This window comes from Austwickia chelonae NBRC 105200 (genome assembly GCF_000298175.1).
Taxonomy (GTDB): Bacteria; Actinomycetota; Actinomycetes; order Actinomycetales; family Dermatophilaceae; genus Austwickia; species Austwickia chelonae.
In genome coordinates this window covers 101914-121415 of sequence record NZ_BAGZ01000003.1, presented here as the reverse complement: position 1 = coordinate 121415, position 19502 = coordinate 101914, and the positions used below count along the sequence as shown (strand labels likewise).

18 protein-coding genes are annotated in these 19502 nt (G+C 69.9%); 10 read left to right on the top strand and 8 right to left on the bottom strand.

Annotation, left to right across the window (positions count from 1 at the left end; translation table 11 throughout):
• The first annotated feature begins 47 nt into the window (after window positions 1-47).
• The 7 genes from hemL to AUCHE_RS15415 all read left to right on the top strand — a co-directional run bounded on the left by hemL (window position 48) and on the right by AUCHE_RS15415 (window position 6871).
• Window positions 48-1442, top strand: a complete 1395-nt coding sequence (gene hemL / locus AUCHE_RS02300) for a glutamate-1-semialdehyde 2,1-aminomutase (RefSeq protein WP_006501647.1) — start codon at window positions 48-50, stop codon at window positions 1440-1442.
• The gene (locus tag AUCHE_RS02295; RefSeq protein ID WP_006501646.1) at window positions 1439-2077 is read left to right on the top strand and encodes a histidine phosphatase family protein; all 639 of its coding nucleotides are present in this window, start codon (window positions 1439-1441) and stop codon (window positions 2075-2077) included. Before hemL ends, AUCHE_RS02295 begins: the two co-directional genes overlap by 4 nt.
• Entirely contained in the window at window positions 2074-2718 is a 645-nt protein-coding gene (locus AUCHE_RS02290) for a TlpA family protein disulfide reductase (RefSeq protein ID WP_006501645.1), read from the top strand. Before AUCHE_RS02295 ends, AUCHE_RS02290 begins: the two co-directional genes overlap by 4 nt.
• A 28-nt stretch (window positions 2719-2746) precedes the next feature.
• Window positions 2747-3541 carry a cytochrome c biogenesis CcdA family protein gene (locus tag AUCHE_RS02285; protein ID WP_006501644.1) on the top strand — a complete coding sequence of 265 codons (795 nt, stop codon included), beginning with the start codon at window positions 2747-2749 and terminating at the stop codon, window positions 3539-3541.
• A gap of 94 nt (window positions 3542-3635) precedes the next feature.
• Window positions 3636-5303, top strand: coding sequence for a cytochrome c biogenesis protein ResB (resB, locus tag AUCHE_RS02280; protein ID WP_006501643.1), 1668 nt, complete (start codon window positions 3636-3638; stop codon window positions 5301-5303).
• A 108-nt stretch (window positions 5304-5411) separates the two neighbouring features.
• The gene (gene ccsB, locus AUCHE_RS02275; RefSeq protein WP_006501642.1) at window positions 5412-6485 is read left to right on the top strand and encodes a c-type cytochrome biogenesis protein CcsB; all 1074 of its coding nucleotides are present in this window, start codon (window positions 5412-5414) and stop codon (window positions 6483-6485) included.
• Window positions 6486-6493: 8 nt separating this feature from the next.
• Window positions 6494-6871 carry a DUF4229 domain-containing protein gene (locus tag AUCHE_RS15415; protein ID WP_006501641.1) on the top strand — a complete coding sequence of 126 codons (378 nt, stop codon included), beginning with the start codon at window positions 6494-6496 and terminating at the stop codon, window positions 6869-6871.
• Window positions 6872-6904: 33 nt separating this feature from the next.
• Here AUCHE_RS15415 and AUCHE_RS02265 read toward each other — a convergent pair whose 3' ends face one another.
• The 4 genes from AUCHE_RS02265 to AUCHE_RS02250 all read right to left on the bottom strand — a co-directional run bounded on the left by AUCHE_RS02265 (window position 6905) and on the right by AUCHE_RS02250 (window position 10756).
• On the bottom strand, window positions 6905-8026 hold the full coding sequence (locus tag AUCHE_RS02265) for a glycerate kinase (RefSeq protein WP_006501640.1): 1122 nt from the start codon (window positions 8024-8026) through the stop codon (window positions 6905-6907).
• A gap of 177 nt (window positions 8027-8203) precedes the next feature.
• Window positions 8204-9091: a 1,4-dihydroxy-2-naphthoate polyprenyltransferase gene (locus AUCHE_RS02260; RefSeq protein ID WP_006501639.1), complete on the bottom strand. Its 888-nt coding sequence runs from the start codon at window positions 9089-9091 to the stop codon at window positions 8204-8206.
• Window positions 9091-9369: a PLD nuclease N-terminal domain-containing protein gene (locus AUCHE_RS02255; protein ID WP_006501638.1), complete on the bottom strand. Its 279-nt coding sequence runs from the start codon at window positions 9367-9369 to the stop codon at window positions 9091-9093. The genes AUCHE_RS02260 and AUCHE_RS02255 overlap by 1 nt, the downstream gene beginning before the upstream one ends.
• Window positions 9370-9430: 61 nt before the next feature.
• Window positions 9431-10756 carry an AMP-binding protein gene (locus AUCHE_RS02250; RefSeq protein WP_040321263.1) on the bottom strand — a complete coding sequence of 442 codons (1326 nt, stop codon included), beginning with the start codon at window positions 10754-10756 and terminating at the stop codon, window positions 9431-9433.
• 119 nt (window positions 10757-10875) lie between these two features.
• Between AUCHE_RS02250 and AUCHE_RS02245 the strand changes: the two genes are divergently transcribed.
• Complete coding sequence (locus AUCHE_RS02245) at window positions 10876-11631, top strand: SDR family oxidoreductase (RefSeq protein ID WP_006501636.1); 756 nt, start codon at window positions 10876-10878, stop codon at window positions 11629-11631.
• Window positions 11632-11682: 51 nt separating this feature from the next.
• Here AUCHE_RS02245 and AUCHE_RS02240 read toward each other — a convergent pair whose 3' ends face one another.
• On the bottom strand, window positions 11683-12669 hold the full coding sequence (locus AUCHE_RS02240; protein ID WP_040321260.1) for a 1,4-dihydroxy-2-naphthoyl-CoA synthase: 987 nt from the start codon (window positions 12667-12669) through the stop codon (window positions 11683-11685).
• 204 nt (window positions 12670-12873) lie between these two features.
• On the opposite strand from AUCHE_RS02240, the gene AUCHE_RS02235 reads away from it, so the two are divergent.
• Window positions 12874-14895 carry a phosphate acyltransferase gene (locus AUCHE_RS02235; RefSeq protein ID WP_006501634.1) on the top strand — a complete coding sequence of 674 codons (2022 nt, stop codon included), beginning with the start codon at window positions 12874-12876 and terminating at the stop codon, window positions 14893-14895.
• A gap of 33 nt (window positions 14896-14928) precedes the next feature.
• Window positions 14929-15942, top strand: a complete 1014-nt coding sequence (locus AUCHE_RS02230) for an o-succinylbenzoate synthase (protein ID WP_006501633.1) — start codon at window positions 14929-14931, stop codon at window positions 15940-15942.
• Window positions 15943-15973: 31 nt separating this feature from the next.
• Here AUCHE_RS02230 and AUCHE_RS02225 read toward each other — a convergent pair whose 3' ends face one another.
• Genes AUCHE_RS02225 through AUCHE_RS02215 form a run of 3 tightly spaced genes read right to left on the bottom strand, consistent with a single transcriptional unit; the run spans window position 15974 to window position 19250 of the window.
• Window positions 15974-16840, bottom strand: coding sequence for an adenosylcobinamide-GDP ribazoletransferase (locus tag AUCHE_RS02225; RefSeq protein ID WP_006501632.1), 867 nt, complete (start codon window positions 16838-16840; stop codon window positions 15974-15976).
• Window positions 16837-17973 carry a nicotinate-nucleotide--dimethylbenzimidazole phosphoribosyltransferase gene (cobT, locus tag AUCHE_RS02220; protein WP_006501631.1) on the bottom strand — a complete coding sequence of 379 codons (1137 nt, stop codon included), beginning with the start codon at window positions 17971-17973 and terminating at the stop codon, window positions 16837-16839. The genes AUCHE_RS02225 and cobT overlap by 4 nt, the downstream gene beginning before the upstream one ends.
• The gene (locus AUCHE_RS02215) at window positions 17970-19250 is read right to left on the bottom strand and encodes a class I SAM-dependent methyltransferase (RefSeq protein WP_006501630.1); all 1281 of its coding nucleotides are present in this window, start codon (window positions 19248-19250) and stop codon (window positions 17970-17972) included. The genes cobT and AUCHE_RS02215 overlap by 4 nt, the downstream gene beginning before the upstream one ends.
• Window positions 19251-19502: the final 252 nt, after the last annotated feature.

The window sequence follows — 19502 nt, the reverse complement described above, 5'->3', positions numbered from 1 at the left end:
GCCGACTCCGCCGCCGGCCGACACCGGCCATGGGAGAGGATGGGGCCATGGTCGACCCCAGCGCTGAGCACACCCCTTTCCCTTATGACGCGCCAGCCTCCGCGGCTCTGATGGAACGCGCCTCGACGGTCATCCCCGGCGGGGTGAACAGTCCGGTACGGGCTTATCGAGCGGTCGGAGGAACTCCCCGTTTCATCGCGAGCGCGCGGGGGCCCTGGCTCACCGATGCCGACGGACGACGCTATGTCGACCTCGTCTGCAGCTGGGGGCCGATGATCCTCGGACACGGTGACGAACGGGTCCTCGACGCGGTGCGCGCGGCGGCGGCCTCAGGTTTCTCCTTCGGCACCCCCAGCGAGAACGAAGTGGCCCTCGCCGAGGAGATCGTCTCCCGGGTCGCCCCGGTCGAACAGGTCCGCCTGGTCAGCTCAGGGACCGAGGCGACGATGTCCGCCGTACGGTTGGCCCGAGGCGCCACCGGGCGCAGCGCGGTGGTCAAATTCGCCGGTTGCTACCACGGCCATGTCGACGCCCTCCTTGCTCATGCCGGCAGCGGCGTGGCCACCTTCGCCCTGCCCGATTCGGCCGGGGTGCCGGCGAGCGCCGCCGCCGAGACGATCGTCCTGCCGTACAACGACATCCCCGCGTTGGAGGCGGCCTTCGCCGAGCACGGGGAGCGGATCGCCGCGGTCATCACCGAAGCAGCTGCGGGAAATATGGGCGTCGTCCCGCCTGCTCCCGGCTGGACCCAGGCGCTGCGTCGGGTCACCCGGCAGCACGGCGCCCTGCTGATCAGCGACGAGGTGATGACCGGTTTCCGCTGTTCCGCTGCGGGCTGGTACGGCCTGGAAGGTCCCTACGACCTGCACGACGGTCAGGACCAGGGGGCGCCAGACCTGTTCACCTTCGGGAAGGTGATGGGCGGCGGTTTCCCCGCGGCAGCTTTCGGGGGGCGGGCCGACCTGATGGGTTTGCTCGCCCCGCAGGGGCCGGTCTATCAGGCCGGGACCCTCTCCGGTAACCCGGTGGCGACGGCCGCCGGCCTGGCCACGCTGCAGGCCTGCGACTCATCGGTCTACGCCCGACTGACCGAGGTCTCCCGGGTGATCGCCGGCGGCGCCAGCGCTGCTCTGGACGCCGCCGGGGTGCCCCACACCGTGCAGTGGGCCGGCAGCATGTTCAGTATCTTCTTCCGGGAAGGGCCGGTCGCCGACTACGACGACGCCCGGGCCCAGGACACCGCAGCCTTCCGGTCGTTCTTCCACTCGATGCTCTCCGACGGGGTGCATCTGCCCCCGAGCGCTTTCGAGGCGTGGTTCTGCTCGGCCGCCCACGACGACGACGCGATCGACCAGGTGCTGTCCGCGCTCCCGGCTGCGGCACGAGCGGCCGCGGCCAAGAAGGACCCTGCCGTGTCGAGCCATGGGAGCATGGGCGCATGACTTCGTCTCGTACCGTCGTCCATGTCGTGCGGCACGGGGAGGTCCACAACCCCGACCGGATCCTCTACGGCCGTCTCCCGGACTACCATCTGTCCGACCGTGGGCTGGAGATGGCCCAGCTCACCGCGCAGAGTCTCGCCGATCGGGATGTGACCGTCCTGGTGTCCTCCCCGTTGGAACGTGCCCAGGAGACCGCAGGTCCACTCATGGACGCCTTCGACATCCCCGTCCGTCTGGACGACCGCCTCCTGGAAGCGGAGAACTCGTTCGAAGGAAAGGCCTTCACGACGTCCCGGCTGCTGGAACCTGCGATCTGGCCCCGACTGATCAATCCCTTCCGACCCAGCTGGGGCGAGGCCTACTCCCAGATCGCCTCCCGGATGAAAGCGGTCCTGGAAGCCAGCCGCGACAGCGCCCGTGGACACGAAGCGGTCCTGGTCAGCCACCAGCTGCCCATCGAGACCCTCCGCCGTCACCTCTCCGGTGAACGTCTATGGCACGACCCTCGTCGGCGGCGGTGCAATCTGTCCTCGGTGACCTCGTTCACCTTCGACGGCGACGACCTCACGGCGGTCTCCTACACCGAACCGGCCCGTTCCCTCTACCCAGACGCCTCCGCGGTGCCCGGGGCATGACCAGCGGCGGAGCGCCCCGTCGGGCCCGGGCCTCAGGCCCCCGCGCAGGCTGCCCTCGCAGAGTCGCCTGGCTGACCTGTGCGCTCGGCGTCCTGGCCCTGACGGGGTGTTCCGCCGATGCCAACTCGATCGCCGGCCAGGCGCAGCGGGGCGACAACAAAGGCTATGTCGCCGGCAACGGGGCGATCGAGAGCATCCGGGCCGCTGACCGTGCCCGACCGGTCCGGTTGGAAGGCAAACTCCTCGACGGCACCCCGTGGAGGATCGACGACCACCGGGGCAAGGTCGTCGTGATCAACGTCTGGGGCAGCTGGTGTGCCCCCTGCGAAGCCGAGATGCCCCGCCTGGAGAAAGCCTGGAACCGGTGGCGGGAGTCCACCCAACCGGTCGTCTTCGTCGGTATCGACAGCGGTGAATCACCCGAGACGGGTGCCGCGGCCGTCAAGAGGTACGGGCTGACCTACCCCAGCCTGAGCGACCAGAGCCGAAGCCTCACCCTCGGGCTCCAGGGCAAGGCCAATGCCACGCCCACCACCCTGGTCATCGACCGGGAGGGGCGGATCGCCGCCCGTGTCTCCGGGGAGCTGACCAGCGAGTCTACCCTCGTCGGACTGGTCGAGGACGTCCTGAAGGAGACATGATCACCGGCCCGGGCAGGAGGGACACGCCGTGAACGCCGTCGTCGCCGACGGGAACCTGCTCCTGGCCGTCTTCGTCGCGCTGGCCGCCGGGGCGGTCTCCTTCGCCTCGCCTTGTGTCCTGCCTCTGGTCCCGGGTTTCCTCGGCTATGTGACCGGGTTGTCCGGAGAGATCGGAAGGACCTCCCGGGGGCAGTCCGGCCCGTCGGATGCGGCCCGTCCTGGCGGTGGCGGAGCGGCTCGGGGCCGGGTGGTCGGCGGGGCGGCGCTCTTCGTGGTCGGCTTCTCGACGGTTTTCCTCGGCGGAACGGTGCTGGCCTCCGCGGCGGGATCCTTCCTCGTCGAACACCGGCGTGCCATCTCGATGGTCGGCGGGGCGACCGTCATCGCCCTGGCGTTCGTCTTTCTGGGCTGGGGGTCGCAGACCAGCTGGTCCCCGCGTTGGCGTCCGGCGGCAGGTCTGGCCGGTGCGCCGCTGTTGGGCATGGTCTTCGCGGTCGGTTGGGCGCCGTGCATGGGTCCTACGTTGGCGGTCATCTACACCTTGGCGACGACCACCGGTGGCGGGCCGGGGACGGTCCTGCGCGGCGCACTGCTCGGAACGGCCTACTGCGTGGGGCTGGGGGTGCCTTTCCTCCTGGTGGCGGCGGGATGGTCGCGGGCGGCCACCGCCTCGTCCTGGCTGCGCCGGCACCACCTGTTCGTCCAGCGGTGCGGTGGCGGTCTTCTGCTGGTGGTGGGTGTGCTCCTGCTCACCGGCTGGTGGGATGCCCTCGTGGTCTTCCTGCAGATCCGACTGGTCAGCGGGTTCGTCCCCTCCCTGTGAGCGGTGGGCACTGGCTCCGGTGACGGGACGGGCTGGAGTCGCCTTGCGTCGAAGAGCTCCTCGGCGGGTCGGATATGGCAGGCTGACGAGGAATATGGACGCGCAGCATCAGCACGGTGAGAAGGCCGACGAGAAGGATCCCGACGGGGCGACCCCGGGGGGCCGGCTTCCCGACCTGGGGCTGGTCGGGCTGTTCAGGTGGGCCTGGCGACAGTTGACGAGCATGCGCACCGCCCTCTTCCTGCTGTTGTTGGTGGCGGTGGCCGCAGTGCCCGGTTCGGTTTTCCCTCAGCGGAGTCTCGACCCGACCAGGGTGGCGGACTATCTGCGGGAGCATCCCGACAGCGGGCCGTGGCTGGACCGGTTGGGTTTCTTCGAGGTCTTCAGCTCGCCGTGGTTCTCGGCGATCTACCTGCTGCTGATGATTTCTCTCGTCGGATGCGTGGTACCTCGGACCAGAGTTCACCTGCACGCGATCCGTCAGCCGCCGCCACGGGCGCCACGTCGTCTGGAGCGACTGCCCAGCCACTGCGAGGGCGTGGTCGACGGCGAACCGGAGGCGGTCCTGGCCCAAGCTCGCCGGGCCCTGGGCTGGCGGTACCGTTTCCGATGCAGCCGGGACGACGACCCGAACACGCTCTCCGCCGAGACCGGTTATTCCCGGGAGACCGGCAACCTGCTCTTCCACATCTCACTGCTGACCCTGATCGTGGCCTTGGCCTGGGGGCACCTGGTGGGTTGGCGGGGCGACCGGATCGTCCCGGTGGGGCAGTCCTTCTCGAACTCGGTGTCCGGTTACGACACCTTCAATCCAGGGCCCTGGGTCGACGTCGAGGATCTGCATCCTTTCACCGTGCGGATCGACTCCTTGGACGTACGTTTCGAGTCCGATCCGCGCGCGGGCCGGCAGGTCGGCGCACCCCGGGATTTCCGGGCTCGCACGAGTGTCAGCGAGGGGCCGGGACAATCCCTGCAGCAGCGGGAGCTGTCGGTCAACGGCCCTCTGGGTTTCGGCGGTACCCAGGTGTACCTGCTGGGCAACGGATATGCGCCCACGATCACCGTGCGGGACGGTTCGGGCCAGGTGCTCTTCCGCCAGCAGGTTCCTTTTCTGCCCCAGGACGACAACTACACCTCCACCGGGGCGGTCAAGGTGACCGGCGCCCAGCCGAAACAGCTGGGCCTGATGGGGCTCCTCCTGCCGACCGCAGGGGTCGATACCGACGGAGGACTTCGGTCGACCTTCCCCGGAGCGACCAATCCGGCACTCGTCCTGACCGCCTACGAGGGGGAGCTCTTCCCCGAGGGGCGGGCCCAGTCGGTGTACACGGTGGACACCAGCCGGATGGCCCCGGTCACGGGGGCTGACGGTGCGCCGGTGCGTCTGACCCTGACCCCGGGGCAGAGCGCCGAACTCCCCGGCGGGCGGGGGAGCGTCACCTTCGACCAGTTGGACCGGTGGGCCGGGGTGTCGGCCAGGTACGACCCGGCCCGGCCGCTCGCCCTGGCCTCCGCGCTGGTGGCGGCCCTGGGCCTGGTGGCTTCCCTGCTGGTGCGCCGCCGACGGATCTTCGTGCGGGTACACACCGAACCGGTCGGGTCGGACGGCCGTCGACGTACCCGGATGGAGGTCGCCGGACTGGCCAAGGGGGACGACCCGAACCTGGATGCGGTCGTCGCCGATCTGCTGAGGCGGGTCACCGAGAGGCAGGTCGCCGAACGGCGGAACGAGCAGGGCCTTTCTGTGGGTTCAGGACGTTAGTCTGAGCGGACGGCCGGTCTGCCGACCGTCCTGGGTGAGACCTACGAGGTGGTCGGCAGCCGACATATCCAGACCCCCGTGCGGGGCCCGACCTCTGCGGACAGGCTCATGACGATCCTCCTGCTCGACGCCGGCATCGACCTGCAGCTGGCGAACTACGCCAATCTCGCCCTCTACGCGGCGATGGTGGTGTTGACCCTCGCGATGCTGGCCTTCGCCGTGTACGTGGCCTTCGCCGATCGGCCGGATGCGGCAGGACGGCCGGCGACGCAGGACCGGGAGAAGGAATTCGCCGGCGTAGGGGGGACGTCGGTCGGCGCCGGAACGGGAGAATCCTCTGCGGAGGTCGTCGAGGAGACCGCGGGGAGCCCTCTCGGAGAAGAACGGCAGGGGGCTCCGCAGAACCGGCCGTCCCGTCCTCGCGGCGCGTCCGCCGGGGTGACCGGCGCCAGCCTGACCTGGTTGAGCCTGATGTTCCTGGTCGTCTCGGTCGTCTGTCGAGGCCTGGCCAGTAACCGGGTGCCGGTGGCGAATATGTTCGAGTTCGCGGTCTTCGGATCGATGCTGGTCCTGGCGGTCTATCTGGGTATGGGGTTGCGTTGGCCGCTGACCTGGCTGGGGCTCTTCGTCACCACGCCCGTCCTGCTCGTCCTGGGGTTGGCGCTGACCGTCTGGTATTCGCCGGCGGCAGAGTTGCTGCCCAGTCTGCGGAGTCTCTGGTTGGCCATCCATGTACCGATCGCGACCTTGTCGGTGGCGGTGTTCACCATCGCGGCGAGCGTCCTCGTGTTGCATCTGGTCAAGGAGCGTCGGGAGCGGAAGGTCGTCGAGGGTCGGGCGTCGCGTGCCAGTTTCCTCGACACCCTGCCCCGCGCGGAGAGCCTGGATCGCACCGCTTACAGCCTGCACATCGTGGCCTTCCCGCTGTGGACCTTCTCGTTGATCGCGGGGGCGATCTGGGCGCAGCAGGCGTGGGGTTACTACTGGAACTGGGATCCGAAGGAGACCTGGACCTTCATCATCTGGGTGATCTACGCCGGGTACCTGCACGCCCGGTCGACCAGCGGCTGGAGCCGACGCACCGCGAACGCCCTGGCGATCGTCGGCTATCTGGCCATCATCGTGAATTTCGCCGTCGTCAACATCTATTTCGCCGGGCAACACTCCTATTCCGGACTGTGAGGTCGAAGATGAGGTCTCCCTTCCTGCGCTATTCCGTGCTCCGGATCGGCGTCTTCCTGCTCTGCACGGTCGTGCTGTGGTTGATCCCGCCGCTGCGTGACCGGGTACTCATCCTGCTCCTGCTCGCCGCGACCGTGTCGATGGTGATCTCGATGCTCGTCCTCAACGGCCCCCGGGACGAGATGAGTGCCCGTATCGCCGCGCGGGTCGAGGCCCGTCACCAGGCCAAGGACGACGCCCACGGGGACGGTCGCCCGTCGGACACCGGGAAGGACGGTGGGCGGGCCGGACGCGTCACGGACACCCCGCCCACCACGAGGGCACCGCTTCGGGACGAGGACGCCGAGGACGCCGAGATCGCGGCGAACGGTGAGCGTTACCGCTGACCGCGCACCGCGATCTCGACGTGGGGGCAGCCCTCAGCCGGCGAAATGCTCCCGGGCGGCTCGCCCGGCCAGTTCCCGCAGCAACCGGTCGGCCTCCTGCATGCAGACCTGCGGGTCGGGTTCGATGTCGACCAGCTGGTAGATCGCGTCCAGGCCGGTCTCGGCGATCTCCTGCGGGGTCAGTTCGGCGCGGCCGCACAGGGCGATCACCGGGACATCGGCCTTCTTCGCCGCCCGGGCCACCCCGGCCGGAGCTTTGCCCAACAGGGTCTGCAGGTCGAGCGCGCCCTCCCCGGTGACGACCAGGTCGGCGCCCGGGAGGAGTTCGGTGAACTCGCCCAGGCCCAGGACGACGTCGATCCCCGGGCGCATCGTCGCGCCCAGCACGGCCTGGGCGGCATAGCCCACACCACCGGCGGCTCCGGCTCCGGGACGCCCGGTGTCATCCCGTCCGGTGGCCTCGGTGACGATCGCCGAGTAATGCGTCAGTGCCTTCTCCAACTCCGCGCACATAGCTTCGTCGGCGCCCTTCTGCGGGGCGAAGATCGCCACGCAGCCCTGCTCGCCGAGCAGCGGGTTGTTGACATCACTGGCCAGGGTGATCCTGCTGTGGGCGAGCGCCGGGTGCAAGGTCGTCAGGTCGAGAGTGGCCAGGCGGGCCAGCGCGGCGCCGCCGGGAGGCAGGTCGTTGCCCTGTTCGTCGAGCAGACGCGCGCCCAGGGCCTGCAGCATTCCTGCGCCGCCGTCGGTGGAGGCGCTCCCCCCGATGCCGAGCACGATGTCCCGCACTCCGGCGTCGAGGGCGGCGACCATGACATCGCCCACGCCGCGGCTGGTCGCGCCCAGGGCGTCGCGGCGTGCTCCTGCCCGGACGATCCCGCAGGCGTCGGCCATCTCGACGACCGCCTGCTCGCCACGGATCGCATAGGAGGTGTTGGTGGGTTCGCCGAAGGGCCCGGACGCGGTCACCGCCACCCGGGTGAAACCGGCGGTCTCGGCGGCGTCGAGGGTGCCGTCGCCGCCGTCGGCGATGAGGGTTGCGCTGACCTCCAGGTCGGGGACGGCGTCGCGCATCCCTTCGCTGATCGCGGTCAACACCTGGGTTCCGGTCAACGAACCCTTGAACTTGTCGCAGGCCACCAGGACGCGAGCCATGAACGGATGCTCCTCGAGATCGGCGCCCGTGGGCTGCCGAGCGCGACGGATGATGTAGAACGAGCGGGTTCCCCGTCGGTGGGAAAACTCGCTTCAGGGCATTCTCGCCTCTTCGCGAGGATCGCGCGAGGACTTTCGCGCAATGCCCTCCTCAACTCTCCCTCTCGGGGGATGCCGTCACGAGAGGGGGGTCGGTGCGAGCCACATCCCCAACCCCAGGAGCATCCCGTAGGCCAGGGTCAGTTGTCCGATCGAGCCGAGCACCGAGATCAACGCCGGACCCTTGGCTCCCTTGAGGACGCGGAAGACCGGACGGACGGCGAGCGCGAAGGACACGACCGCTGCCAGCGCACCTCGGTGGAAGGTCCCGGCGGTCACCGCGCAACCCAAGGCCAGGAGGATCATCAGGACGAAGGCGATGCGGGCCCGCTTCTCGCCGAGCCGGACCGCCAGGGTGCGTTTCCCGCTGACCGAGTCGCCCGGGATGTCCCGGATGTTGTTGACCATGAGGATCGCGCAGCTGAGCGAACCGCAACCCACGGCACCGGCCCAACCGGCGGGAGAGAGCGCCAGGGCCTGGGTGAACTGGGTGCCCAGCACGGCGACCAGGCCGAAGAAGATGAAGACGAAGACCTCGCCCAACCCCATGTAACCGTAGGGGCGTTTGCCTCCGGTGTAGAACCAGGCTGCGACGATGGCCGCGACGCCCAGGAGCAGGATCCAGTACGTATTGGCCAGCGCGCTCAGGGCCAGGCCGGCCAAGGCTGCGAAACCGAACCAGCACATCGCCATGAGCTTGACGTCCTCGGGGCTCGCCAGCTGCTGGCCGACCAGACGGATCGGTCCGATCCGGGCATGGTCGGTGCCACGGATCCCGTCGGAGTAGTCGTTGGCGTAGTTCACGCCGATCTGCAAGCAGATCGACACCACGAGCGCCAGGATGGCGGCACCGGCGGAGGGTCTGCCGAGGGCCGCGGCCGCGCCGGTCCCGATGACCACGGGTGCGATGGCAGCGGGCAGGGTGCGCGGGCGTGCGCCTTCGATCCATTGGGGGACGGTCGCCATCACAAACTCTTCAGGAAGTCGGGGTCGTCATCGGGTCCGCGGGGTCCTTTCGGCCGCGGAGGTTCTCGTAGGCGTTTCAGCAAGGAGGAATTGTCCTGTCCGTACGGTCGGCCGACCATGAACCAGACGACACCGCCCACGCCGGGGAAGGCCAGGACCATCATCACCCAGGTGGTCTTGGGCGGCCCCGAGATCCGCTCCTCGTCGGTCTGGATGCAGTCGGACACCGCATAGACCGTGAAGGCCAGGAGCGCCAGCATCAGCACCACCCGCAACACGTCCCACTCCTTGGTCTGATTTTTCGTCGGCGGGAGCCGACCTGGTCGCAAGCCGACCCGTTCAGCCCGGGACGGCAGGTCGATCACCGCTGTTCATTGTGTCAGCTCCGCTGAGGAACCTCTGCAGGACAGCGGCGCGGTCGACCTTGCCGACACCGATCGTCGGCAGTGAGGGGAAAACCGCCAGACGCCGGGGAAGGGCGTAGTGCGGCACTTGTCCACGTAGACGCTCGCGAAGCTGCGAAAGTTCCGGGGGGAGCCCCTCCAGAAAAGGGGTGATCGCGTCGGATTTGCTTGCAGAAGAAGCAAAATCGATACTCGCCCTGTCAGGATCTGCCGGTGGGACAGGAGCGAGCGCCACTGCCACGACCTGACCCCAGTGCGGGTCCGGCACCCCGACGACCACCACCGTCCACCCCGGCCGGACCAGCCCCGCCAAGGCACCCTCCACCACCGACGGCAACACCTTCATCCCCCCGGTGACGATCACGTCGTCGACCCGCCCCCGCACCGCGAGCACCCGCCGCCCGGTCCGCGGATCCTCCTCCCAACGGCCCAGATCGTCGGTGCGGAACGACCGGCCCCCCACCGACGCACCGAACACATCGCGGGACCGAGCGGCATCACCCAGATAACCGGCAGCCACCATCGGCCCGGAAAGGACGATCCGACCGACCCCCGCTGGCGAACCCGCCGACTCCAGAACGACCCCGGCACAGGACAACGGCACACCGTCGTAGACACAGCCCCCGCAGGTCTCACTCGACCCATAGGTCGTCACCACACGAACGCCCAGCTCACGGGCCCGCCCGACCAGCGCAGGATCGGCAGCCGCGCCCCCGACGAGAACCGCCGCAAAAGGACGCAGCGCAGCCACCCCCTCGGCGCAGCCCACCAGACGGTGCACCTGAGTGGGAACCAACGAGACATAGGACGGAGCACTCCCCGCCGCACGGTGCACCCGGGCCGCAGCATCGACGAACTCCGGCACCCGGAACGACCCGGACGACATCGCCGTCACCCGACCACCTCCGCAGACAGCCCGGAAGATCACCTGCAAACCCGCCACATGATGAGCCGGCAGCGCCAACAGCCAATCACCCGGGCCGTCCAACCGCTCCTCCGTGGCGCGCGCGCTCGCCCGCAGCGCCGCCGCGGTCAGCAGCGCCCGCTTCGGAACCCCCGTCGACCCGGAGGTCCCGACCGCAACGACCAGATCGTCGGGCAACTCTCCCGGATCATGTCCGGGCAGGACAGGCCGTGGCCCGTCCGCAGCGAAAGGCACCACGGCAGGCCCGGAGCCCTCCGCGGCGGCACGCAGAGCCCCCGCCACCTCCAAGGCGCGCTCACCCGGACGCACGGGGAACAGGACCAGGTCACGGGACACAACGACACCATAGGTGACCGGTCCGGCGCGCAGGGAAGACGTCCGCGGAGCGCCGCCCACCACCCGAGTACCCTGCCCACCCGGACCGATCCGACCACCGAAACGGGGAGAATGACCGCATGACGAATCGTGGAGTGGCAGTGGTGACCGGTGCGAGCAGTGGCATCGGCAGGGCGACCGCCCGCAGGCTCGCGCAGGACGGATTCGAGGTGATCGCCGCCGCCCGGCGGCTCGACCGCCTGCAGGAACTGGCCGCCGAGACCGGCTGCCGGGCCGTCCGGTGCGATGTCACCGACCCCGATGACGTCGCCGCACTGGCCGCGGAAGCCGGCGACCGGGTCACCCTGCTGGTGAACAACGCCGGCGGCGCCATCGGTCTCTCCCCGGTGGCCGAGGCCGACCTGGCCGAGTACCGGATGATGTTCGAGACCAATGTGCTGGGCACCGTCGCCGTCACCAAGGCGCTCCTGCCAGCCCTCGTCGCCTCCGGGCAGGGCACGATCATCACGATCACCAGCATCGCCGGCCAGACGGCCTACGAAGGCGGAGGTGGTTACAACGCCGCCAAGTTCGCCGAGGTCGCCGTCAGCGACGCCCTCCGTCTCGAACTCAACGGGCAACCCGTCCGGGTCTGCGACATCGCACCGGGCATGGTCGAGTCCGACGAGTTCTCCCTGGTGCGTTTCGACGGGGACGCCGAGAAAGCGGCGAAGGTGTACGAAGGCGTCGACCGCCCCCTCACCCAGGAGGATGTCGCCGAATGCATCGCCTGGGTGGCCGAACTGCCGCACCACGTCAATGTCGACAAACTCACCGTGAAACCGGTGGCCCAGGCTGCGGCACACAAGGTGCACCGCGGCCCCATCTACCGCTGATCCGGCCGGTGCCGGTGGGCCCGGAGCCATCCGAACCCACCGGCACGATGCTCAGAAATACCAGGGGAAGGGCGACCAGTCGGGGTCGCGTTTCTCCAGGAACTGGTCGCGGCCCTCGACGGCCTCGTCCGTCATATAGGCCAGACGGGTGGCCTCCCCGGCGAAGACCTGCTGACCGACCAGGCCGTCGTCCACCAGGTTGAAAGCGAATTTCAGCATCCGCTGCGCCTGCGGGGACTTGCCCAGGATCTCCCGGGCGACCTGAAGGGCCTCCGTCTCCAGATCGGCGTGCTCGCACACCAGGTTGACCGCGCCCATCCGGTGCATGTCCTCCGCCGAATAGGTACGGCCGAGGAAGAAGATCTCCCGGGCGAACTTCTGCCCCACCATCCGGGCCAGGTAGGCCGAACCGTACCCGGCGTCGAAGGAGCCCACATCCGCATCGGTCTGCTTGAACCGGGCATGCTCCCGGGAGGCCAGGGTCAGGTCGCAGACCACGTGCAACGAATGCCCACCCCCGGCGGCCCAGCCGTTGACCAGGGCGATCACGACCTTCGGCATCGTCCGGATCAACCGCTGCACCTCCAGGATGTGCAGACGCCCACCCTCGGCCTTCACCCGGGCCTCGTCCACCGACGAGGCGGTCTCGTCGCCGACCGCGGTCGCGTCCTGCGACGCGTACTGGTACCCGCTGCGGCCACGGATGCGCTGGTCGCCCCCGGTGCAGAAGGCCCACTTGTCGGCGGCGCCGGTGCCCTGCGGTCCGGGCCCGTTGCCGGTCAGGAGGACCGCCCCGACATCAGGGGTCATCCGGGCGTGGTCCAGGGCGCGGTAGAGCTCGTCCACGGTGTGCGGGCGGAAGGCATTCATCACCTCCGGACGGTCGAAGGCGATCCGGACGGCGCCCAGGGTGCGCCCCGGGACCGGTCCGGGCAGCACGCACCGGTGATAGGTGATGTCGGTGAACTCGAAGCCCGGCACCGGGGCCCAGGCCTCCGGATCGAAGGTCGGTGAGATCGGTTTCTCCGCTGGGGTCATGGGATCGCTGGTCACGTCGTCGATCCTAGGGGCCCCTCCGGGAGCACGGACAGCGAAGATCCGCCGCCAAGAACGACCTGCTAGCGGCGAATCCGCTTGTCCTCATGCGAAAAAGATTCGGAAATGCGCGTGAGCGGCCGATGTGACACCTGCAGGAGCCACACCCACCGGACCCGCACCGGCACACACCCGAGGGAGCCGCTCATGGCCCGCCGTATCCTCGTCGTCCCGCTGAACCCCGGGGCGGGGGTCACCTCCGCCTGCCTCGGACTGGTCCACGCCCTGGAAGGACGACACCTGTCGGTGGGTTTCGCCAAACCCTTCGGGGAGGTGCGTGGCGCCGTCGAGGACAGCTCCACCAGTCTGTTCCGCCTGGCGACCTCACTACGACCACCGCAACCCATCGACGCCGCCGACCTGGAGAACCGGCTCGCGCTGGGACGACTGCCCGGCGTGATGACCAATGCGGTGGAACTGATCTCCGAACTCGACGACGACCACCAGATCCTCGTCCTGGAGGGAATGGTGCCCTCGCGCGAGCAGTTCTACGCCAGCAGGATCAACGTCGAGCTGGCCCGCTCGCTGGACACCGAGGTCGTCCTCGTCGGCACCGTGGAGGACCACGACGTGACCAGGTTCGCCGAGCTGGCGGCCACCGTCGCCCAGGTCTACCAGGTGCACGGCCGGAGCCGGGTCGTCGGCGTCGTCGCCAACCGGGTCCCCGAGGAGGTCGACCACGCCGAGCTGGTCGACGCCCTGGGCGCCCACGACCTGTCCTGCGCGGCGATCGTCGACGACTACGACGAATTCGGGCGGCCACGGATCTCCGACCTGGTCCGTGACCTCGGCCTCGAGGTCTTCTCCGGCGACCTGTCCCGCCGGGTCTCCTCGACCGTCATCGCCGCACAGACGGTCCCCGGATTCCTGCCCTATCTGACCGACGGCGCCCTCGTCGTGGCCCCCGGTGACCGCCACGACGTCCTCATGGCCGTGGCCCTGGCCGAAGCCGCCGGTATCCGACTGGCCGGACTGCTGATGACCGTCGGCGTACGCCCCGACCCGCAGGTGATGAACCTGGTCGGACCGGCCCTCTCCGGGGAGCTTCCGCTGCTCTCCACCTCGGAGGCGACCTTCCCCACCGCTACCCGCATCGTGAACATGGACCACCGTATCCCCGCCGACGACGAGGACCGGGCCCGGCGGGTGATGGAAATCGTCGCCCAGAACTACGACCAGGCCTTCCTCGACGGTCTTCCGCTCCGGGCACAGACCACCCGGACGACCCCCGCCCAGCTCAAGGCCTTCCTGCGTGCCCAGATGTCGCGCGGCCACATCCACCTGGCCGTCACCGATGTCACCGACCACCGCCTGATGAGAGCCCTGTACCTGCTGCAGAGGCACGACGCGTTGAGATTCACCGCACTGGTGGACCGGTCCGTCCTGGACGAGCAACTGGCACTCTTCGGGGAGTCACGTCTCCCGATCAACGTCCGGGTGCTGGACCCGGCCGAGGGGTCGGCCACCGCTGCCGGACTGCAGAAGGAGCTGGCTTCGGCCGGGCTGCATCTCCCGCAGGATTCGCCGTTGCTGCACGCATTGGCCCTGATCCGCGACGGCGAGGTCGACGGGCTGGTCGGCGGGCTCGACGAGACCCGCTCCCATTTCCTGGACACCGTCCAGGCCGTGATCCCCCTGCTCGACGAAGCCCCGGTCATCTCTGCGGCCCAGGCCGTCCTGCTGCCCGACGAGGTCGTCTTCGTCGCCGACACCTTGTTCACCGCGCATCCCGATGCGGCCTCCGCCGCGGCCATCGCCGTCCGCACCGCGGAGACGGCCCGCATGTGTGGGGTGTCGACCCATGTCGCCTTCATCGCACCCAGTTCGTCGTCCCCGACCGCTGAGGCGGACCGCGCGACGATCGCCGCCGCCCGGGCCGTCCTGGCCGAGCACCGCCCCGACCTGGTGACCTGCGGCCCGGTCTCCTTCCACCAGGCGACGACCGGTTCCGTCCCCGGCCGAGGAAACCCCTCGGTCTTCGTCTTCCCCGACGTCGCCTCCGCGGCGGCCACGGCGAAAGCACTCGACCAGGGGAACGGCACCCAGGTCTATCCGCCGCTGCTCCAAGGGCTGTCGAAAGCGGTGAATCTGCTGCCCAAGGATGCCGACGTCGGCCAGATCATGGATCTCATCGTGGCGACGGCGGTCCAGGCCGCCGACCTGGGCTGAACCGGGCCGCGGGTTCCCGACTAGCCTGGGCGGATGGTTGAGCCCAGCGTCGGCGTGCCCGTCCCGCCGCCGGACCTGTCGGAGGTCCTCGCCGGGGCGCGGGTCGTCCGCATCCCCCTGAAGGTCCGCTTCCGCGGCGTGGACGAGCGCGAGGCCCTCCTGGTGCGCGGTCCTGCCGGGTGGGGCGAGTTCGCGCCCTTCCTGGAGTATCCGGACCGTGAGGCGGCCCGTTGGCTCGGCGCAGCCCTGGAAGCGGCCTGGATCGGGCATCCGGAGCCGCGGCGTCGCTCCGTCGAGGTCAATGCGACCGTCCCGGCCGTCACCCCTGACCGGGTGGCCTCGGTACTGGCCCGGTACGACGGGTGCCGCACCGTCAAGGTCAAGGTCGCCGAACGCGGTCAGAGTCTGGCGGACGACCTGGCCCGGGTGGCGGAGGTGCGTGCGCTCGTGGGCGCCGGGGCTCGGATCCGGGTCGACGCGAACGGTGCCTGGACGGTGGAACAGGCTGTCGAGGCGATCTCCAGGTTGGCCGGCCACGACCTGGAATATGTCGAACAGCCGTGTGCCCGGGTGGAGGAGTTGGCCAGGTTACGTCGGGAGCTGGCCCGCTCCGGGGTGGATGTCGCGGTCGCTGCCGACGAGTCGATCCGCAAGGCGAGTGATCCGCTGGCGGTCCGTGATCTGGGTGCGGCGGACCTGATCGTGGTGAAGGTGGCCCCGTTGGGCGGTGTCCGTAGGGCGCTGCGGATCGTGGAGGAGGCCGGTCTGCCCGCAGTGGTCTCCAGCGCCCTGGACACCTCTGTGGGCATCGCTGCCGGGCTGGCCTTGGCGGCGGCACTGCCCCGGCTGGAATATGCTTGCGGGCTGGGGACGATCGGCCTGGCTGCGGGGGATGTCGCCCGTGATCCTTTGCTTCCGGCCGGCGGGATGCTCGAGGTGCGGCCGGTGGTCTGCGACGAGGAACTCATGGCGAGGTGGGCGGCGCCGCCGGAGCGGGTCGACTGGTGGCGGGACCGGTTGATCCGCTGTCACCGTCTCCTGGGCTGATCCGGTCGTCTGCCGGGTTCGCCGGTCGCGGTCAGAGCAGGACCACCAGGAACAGGGCGACGGCCGCGATCTCGACCAGCGCGCCCAGGACGTCCCCGGTGATCCCCCCGAGTCGACGCACGACGAAGGCCAGGGCGAGTTCGCAGGTCAGAAGGGCGCTGAGGACGGCTGCCAGGGCGTTCGCCGGGACCGGGGTCCCGGGGAGGAATACGGTCGTCGAGGGATCTCCTCCGGCGGTGACGGTGCAGGTCGTGACGCCGAGGACGGCAGCGGCCGTGGCTGTCCAGCACAGGGTCCACCGCCACCAGGGCACGGCTCCGGCGACGGCTTCGCCGAGTCCTTCGGGGCGGGCTGCGGGGACACCGATCCGGGTGCCGGTGGCCAGTGCCGCCCGGGACGCGGCGATCAGCACCGCGGCGACGGCCCATCCCCAGGGACGGGCGAGGATCGGCCCGAGGCAGGTCGCCTGCAGGATCAGGACGACGATCAGCGCGGAGGCGCCCATCGGGCCGACGTCTCCGCGGCGCATGACGTCCAGGGCGCGTTCCCGGTCCCAGGAGGCGCCGAGTCCATCGACGGTGTCGGCCAGGCCGTCGGCGTGGATGGCCCGGGTGAGGGCGAGTACGAGACCGACGGTGACCAGCCCCGCCGCGGTGGGGGGGATTCCTGCGTGGGCGAGGAGTCCTCCGGCAGCGGCGGAGAGCACGGCCACCGGGATCATCACCACCGGGCCGATGACCATCGCCCAGCCGGCGACCCGGGGATTGACCGCGGTCGGTGGCGGGGTCGGGATGACGGTGAGGGTCCCGATGGCCAGGGCGAAGGCGTCGCGGGGCAGGACCCCGGGACCTTGCCCGGGGCGGGATTTGGAGGTGCTGGGGTCCTGCCCGGTGCTCACGGTTGCGGGGTCCTGTCGGTGACATTGTCGGGGTGGTCGACGTCGGTGAGCTCGCTGAGCAGCGCGAGTTCCCTGATCCCGGCGACGGCGGTGCGCACGATCGGGACGGCGCAGACGGCGCCGCTGCCTTCGCCGAGTCGCATGCCCAGGTCGACGATGGGGGTCAGTCCGAGTCGGCTCAGGGCTTGCCCGCAGCCGGGTTCGGGGGAGAGATGTCCGGCACGCATCCAGGCGCGGGTGCCGGGTTGCAGGGATTCGGCCATGACGGCTTCGGCGGCGGAGATGACTCCGTCGACGAGCAGGGGGACGCCTTGCCGGGCGGAGCTCATCATGAATCCGGTGGCGGCGGCGAGGTCGGCCGATCCGAGGGCGGCGAGGCGGTGCAGCGGGTCGTGGCGGCGGGCGCCGATCCGGGCGATGGCGGTTTCGATGACTTCGGTCTTGCGGCGTAGCCCTTCGTCGTCGACTCCGGTTCCGCGTCCGGTGGCGGCGGGCACGGGCAGGTCGTAGGTGGCGGCGATGAGCGCGGTGGCGGCGGTGGTGTTGCCGATGCCGACGTCACCGGCGATGAGGAGCTGGGCGCCGTCGGCGATCTCCTCGGTGGCGATCCGGGCGCCGAGTTGGAGCGCGTCCCTGGTTTCGTCGAGGGTGAGGGCGTCGCGCAGGTGGAAGGGTTCGCTGCCGCGTCGGATCTTGACCACGGGGCTGGCGTGGGCGGGCAGGGGGATGTCGATGTCGTCCAGGCAGGAGATGTCGACGACGCGGACGTGGATGCCGTGTGCCGAGGCGAGGGCGTTGACCCCGGCGGTGCCTTGGGCGACGCCGGTGGCGATGGCTGTGGTCACCGAGGAGGGGTAGGCGGAGACTCCGTGGGCGGCGACGCCGTGGTCGCCGGCGAAGACGACGACGCGGACGTCGTCGAGGGGGGCGGGCGGGAGCTGTTCCTGGCAGGCGCTGATCCAGGCGGCGAGTTCTTCGAGCCGGCCGAAGGCGCCGAGGGGTTTGGCCTGGGCGTCGCTGTAGGTGCGGGCGTTCTCGTAGGTCTGCGGTGAGGGCGGCGGCAGTGTTGTGCTCCGGGTGGTGTCGCCGGTGGGGACGTCGAGGGGGGTGTCCGTGGTGCTGATGGTGTTCATGCGGTGTGCTCCGACGTGGTGTGCGTGGCGGGTCGGGGGTTGACGGCGAGGAAGAACTGTTTCTCGCCGATGCGGGTGATGATGCAGGTGAGTTCGTGGCCGCGGCCGTCGAGCCGCAGGTCTTTGCGGAGCCGGTCCGGGTCGAGGGTGATGCCGCGTTTCTTGATGGTGAGTCGTCCGATGCCTCGGTCGCGGAGCCAGCTGCGCAGCGTCTTGTGGTGCAGGGGGAGTGCGGCGATGATCTGGTACCGCCGGGCGTAGGCGACGTCGGAGGATGTTCGGGCGGCGACATAGCCGGCTCCGGGGGCGAGCTCGTACCCGTCGGTGGCGGCGACGAGGGCGCCGGTGAGTCCTGCACGGACGACGGCTTTGTCCGGGTCCCAGATCCAGTCGCCTTCGGCCGGTGGGGCGGTGGCGGTGGGTCGGTCTTCGCCGGGGAGGGCGTCGTCCTGGGTGAGGGTGAGGTCGACGGCGGGGGTGGTGCCATCGGCCGACGACGGTCGTAGGACGAGTGCGGTGCGTCCGGGGTGGGTGACGAGGGGCCCCCACCAGAGGGCGCATTCGAGGACTTCTCCGGAGTAGGAGGTCCATTGGGCTTCGCAGCCGGCGGGGACGGCGGAGTGGGCGAGCGAGGGGCTGAGTTTGGCGCCGGTGGCGGGGATGCGGGCGGCGGTGTCCAGCAGGGTGTCGAAGGTGGGGGTGAGTTCGTCGAGTCGGAAGGTGCGTCGGGTGCGGCCTCGGGCGTCGTGGTGTCCGGGGCGGCGTCGTGCCGGGTCGAACCAGGCCCCGTCGGTGGGTTCGATCTCGGTGGCGACGGTGGCTGCGTCGCCGACCCTGGTCCGGGCGTCGGGGAAGTAGCGCAGGTTGGTTCCGGCGATGGCGGCGGTGGCGGGGTCCTGGTCGACGGCGGTGACGCGTAGTCCGAGTGCGGACATGGCCATGGCGTCGGCGCCGATTCCGCAGCCGAGGTCCCAGACGTGTTCGATGCCGGCTTGGCGGTAGCGGGAGGCGTGCCGGGCGCCCAGTTCGAGGCGGGTGGCTTGTTCGAGCCCGTCGGGGGTGAAGAGCATTCCGGCGGCGAAGTCGCCGAGTTTTCCTTGGGCGCGGGCGCGGAGTCGGCCTTGGGTGAGGGCGGCGGAGACCAGTTCGGGGTCGTATCCGGCTTCGCGCAGTGAGGCTCCGAGGTGGAGCGCGGTGGTGTCGTCGTAGGGCGGGAGCGAGCTGAGCAGCGCCCATCCTTCGGGGGAGAGCAGTTTTTCGACGACGCCTATTTCCATGGTGTTCATCCTGCCGCACGGGGTACGGGGGTGGACTGCGGCCCGGCCGGGGCGTCGTCGGTGCGGCGCGGTGGCGGGTGCGTCCGCCGGGGGAGGGTCGAGTGCTCTTCGGGTTCCGGCGGGGTGAGTTCTCCTCCCCTGTGGGCGGTCCGGGACGTCTGCTGGTAGGTGGGGCGCGGACGCCCCCGTGTTGGCACTCGAGTTGACCGAGTGCTAAGACCGGGCCTAAATTCGCTTTAGCACTCCATGCGG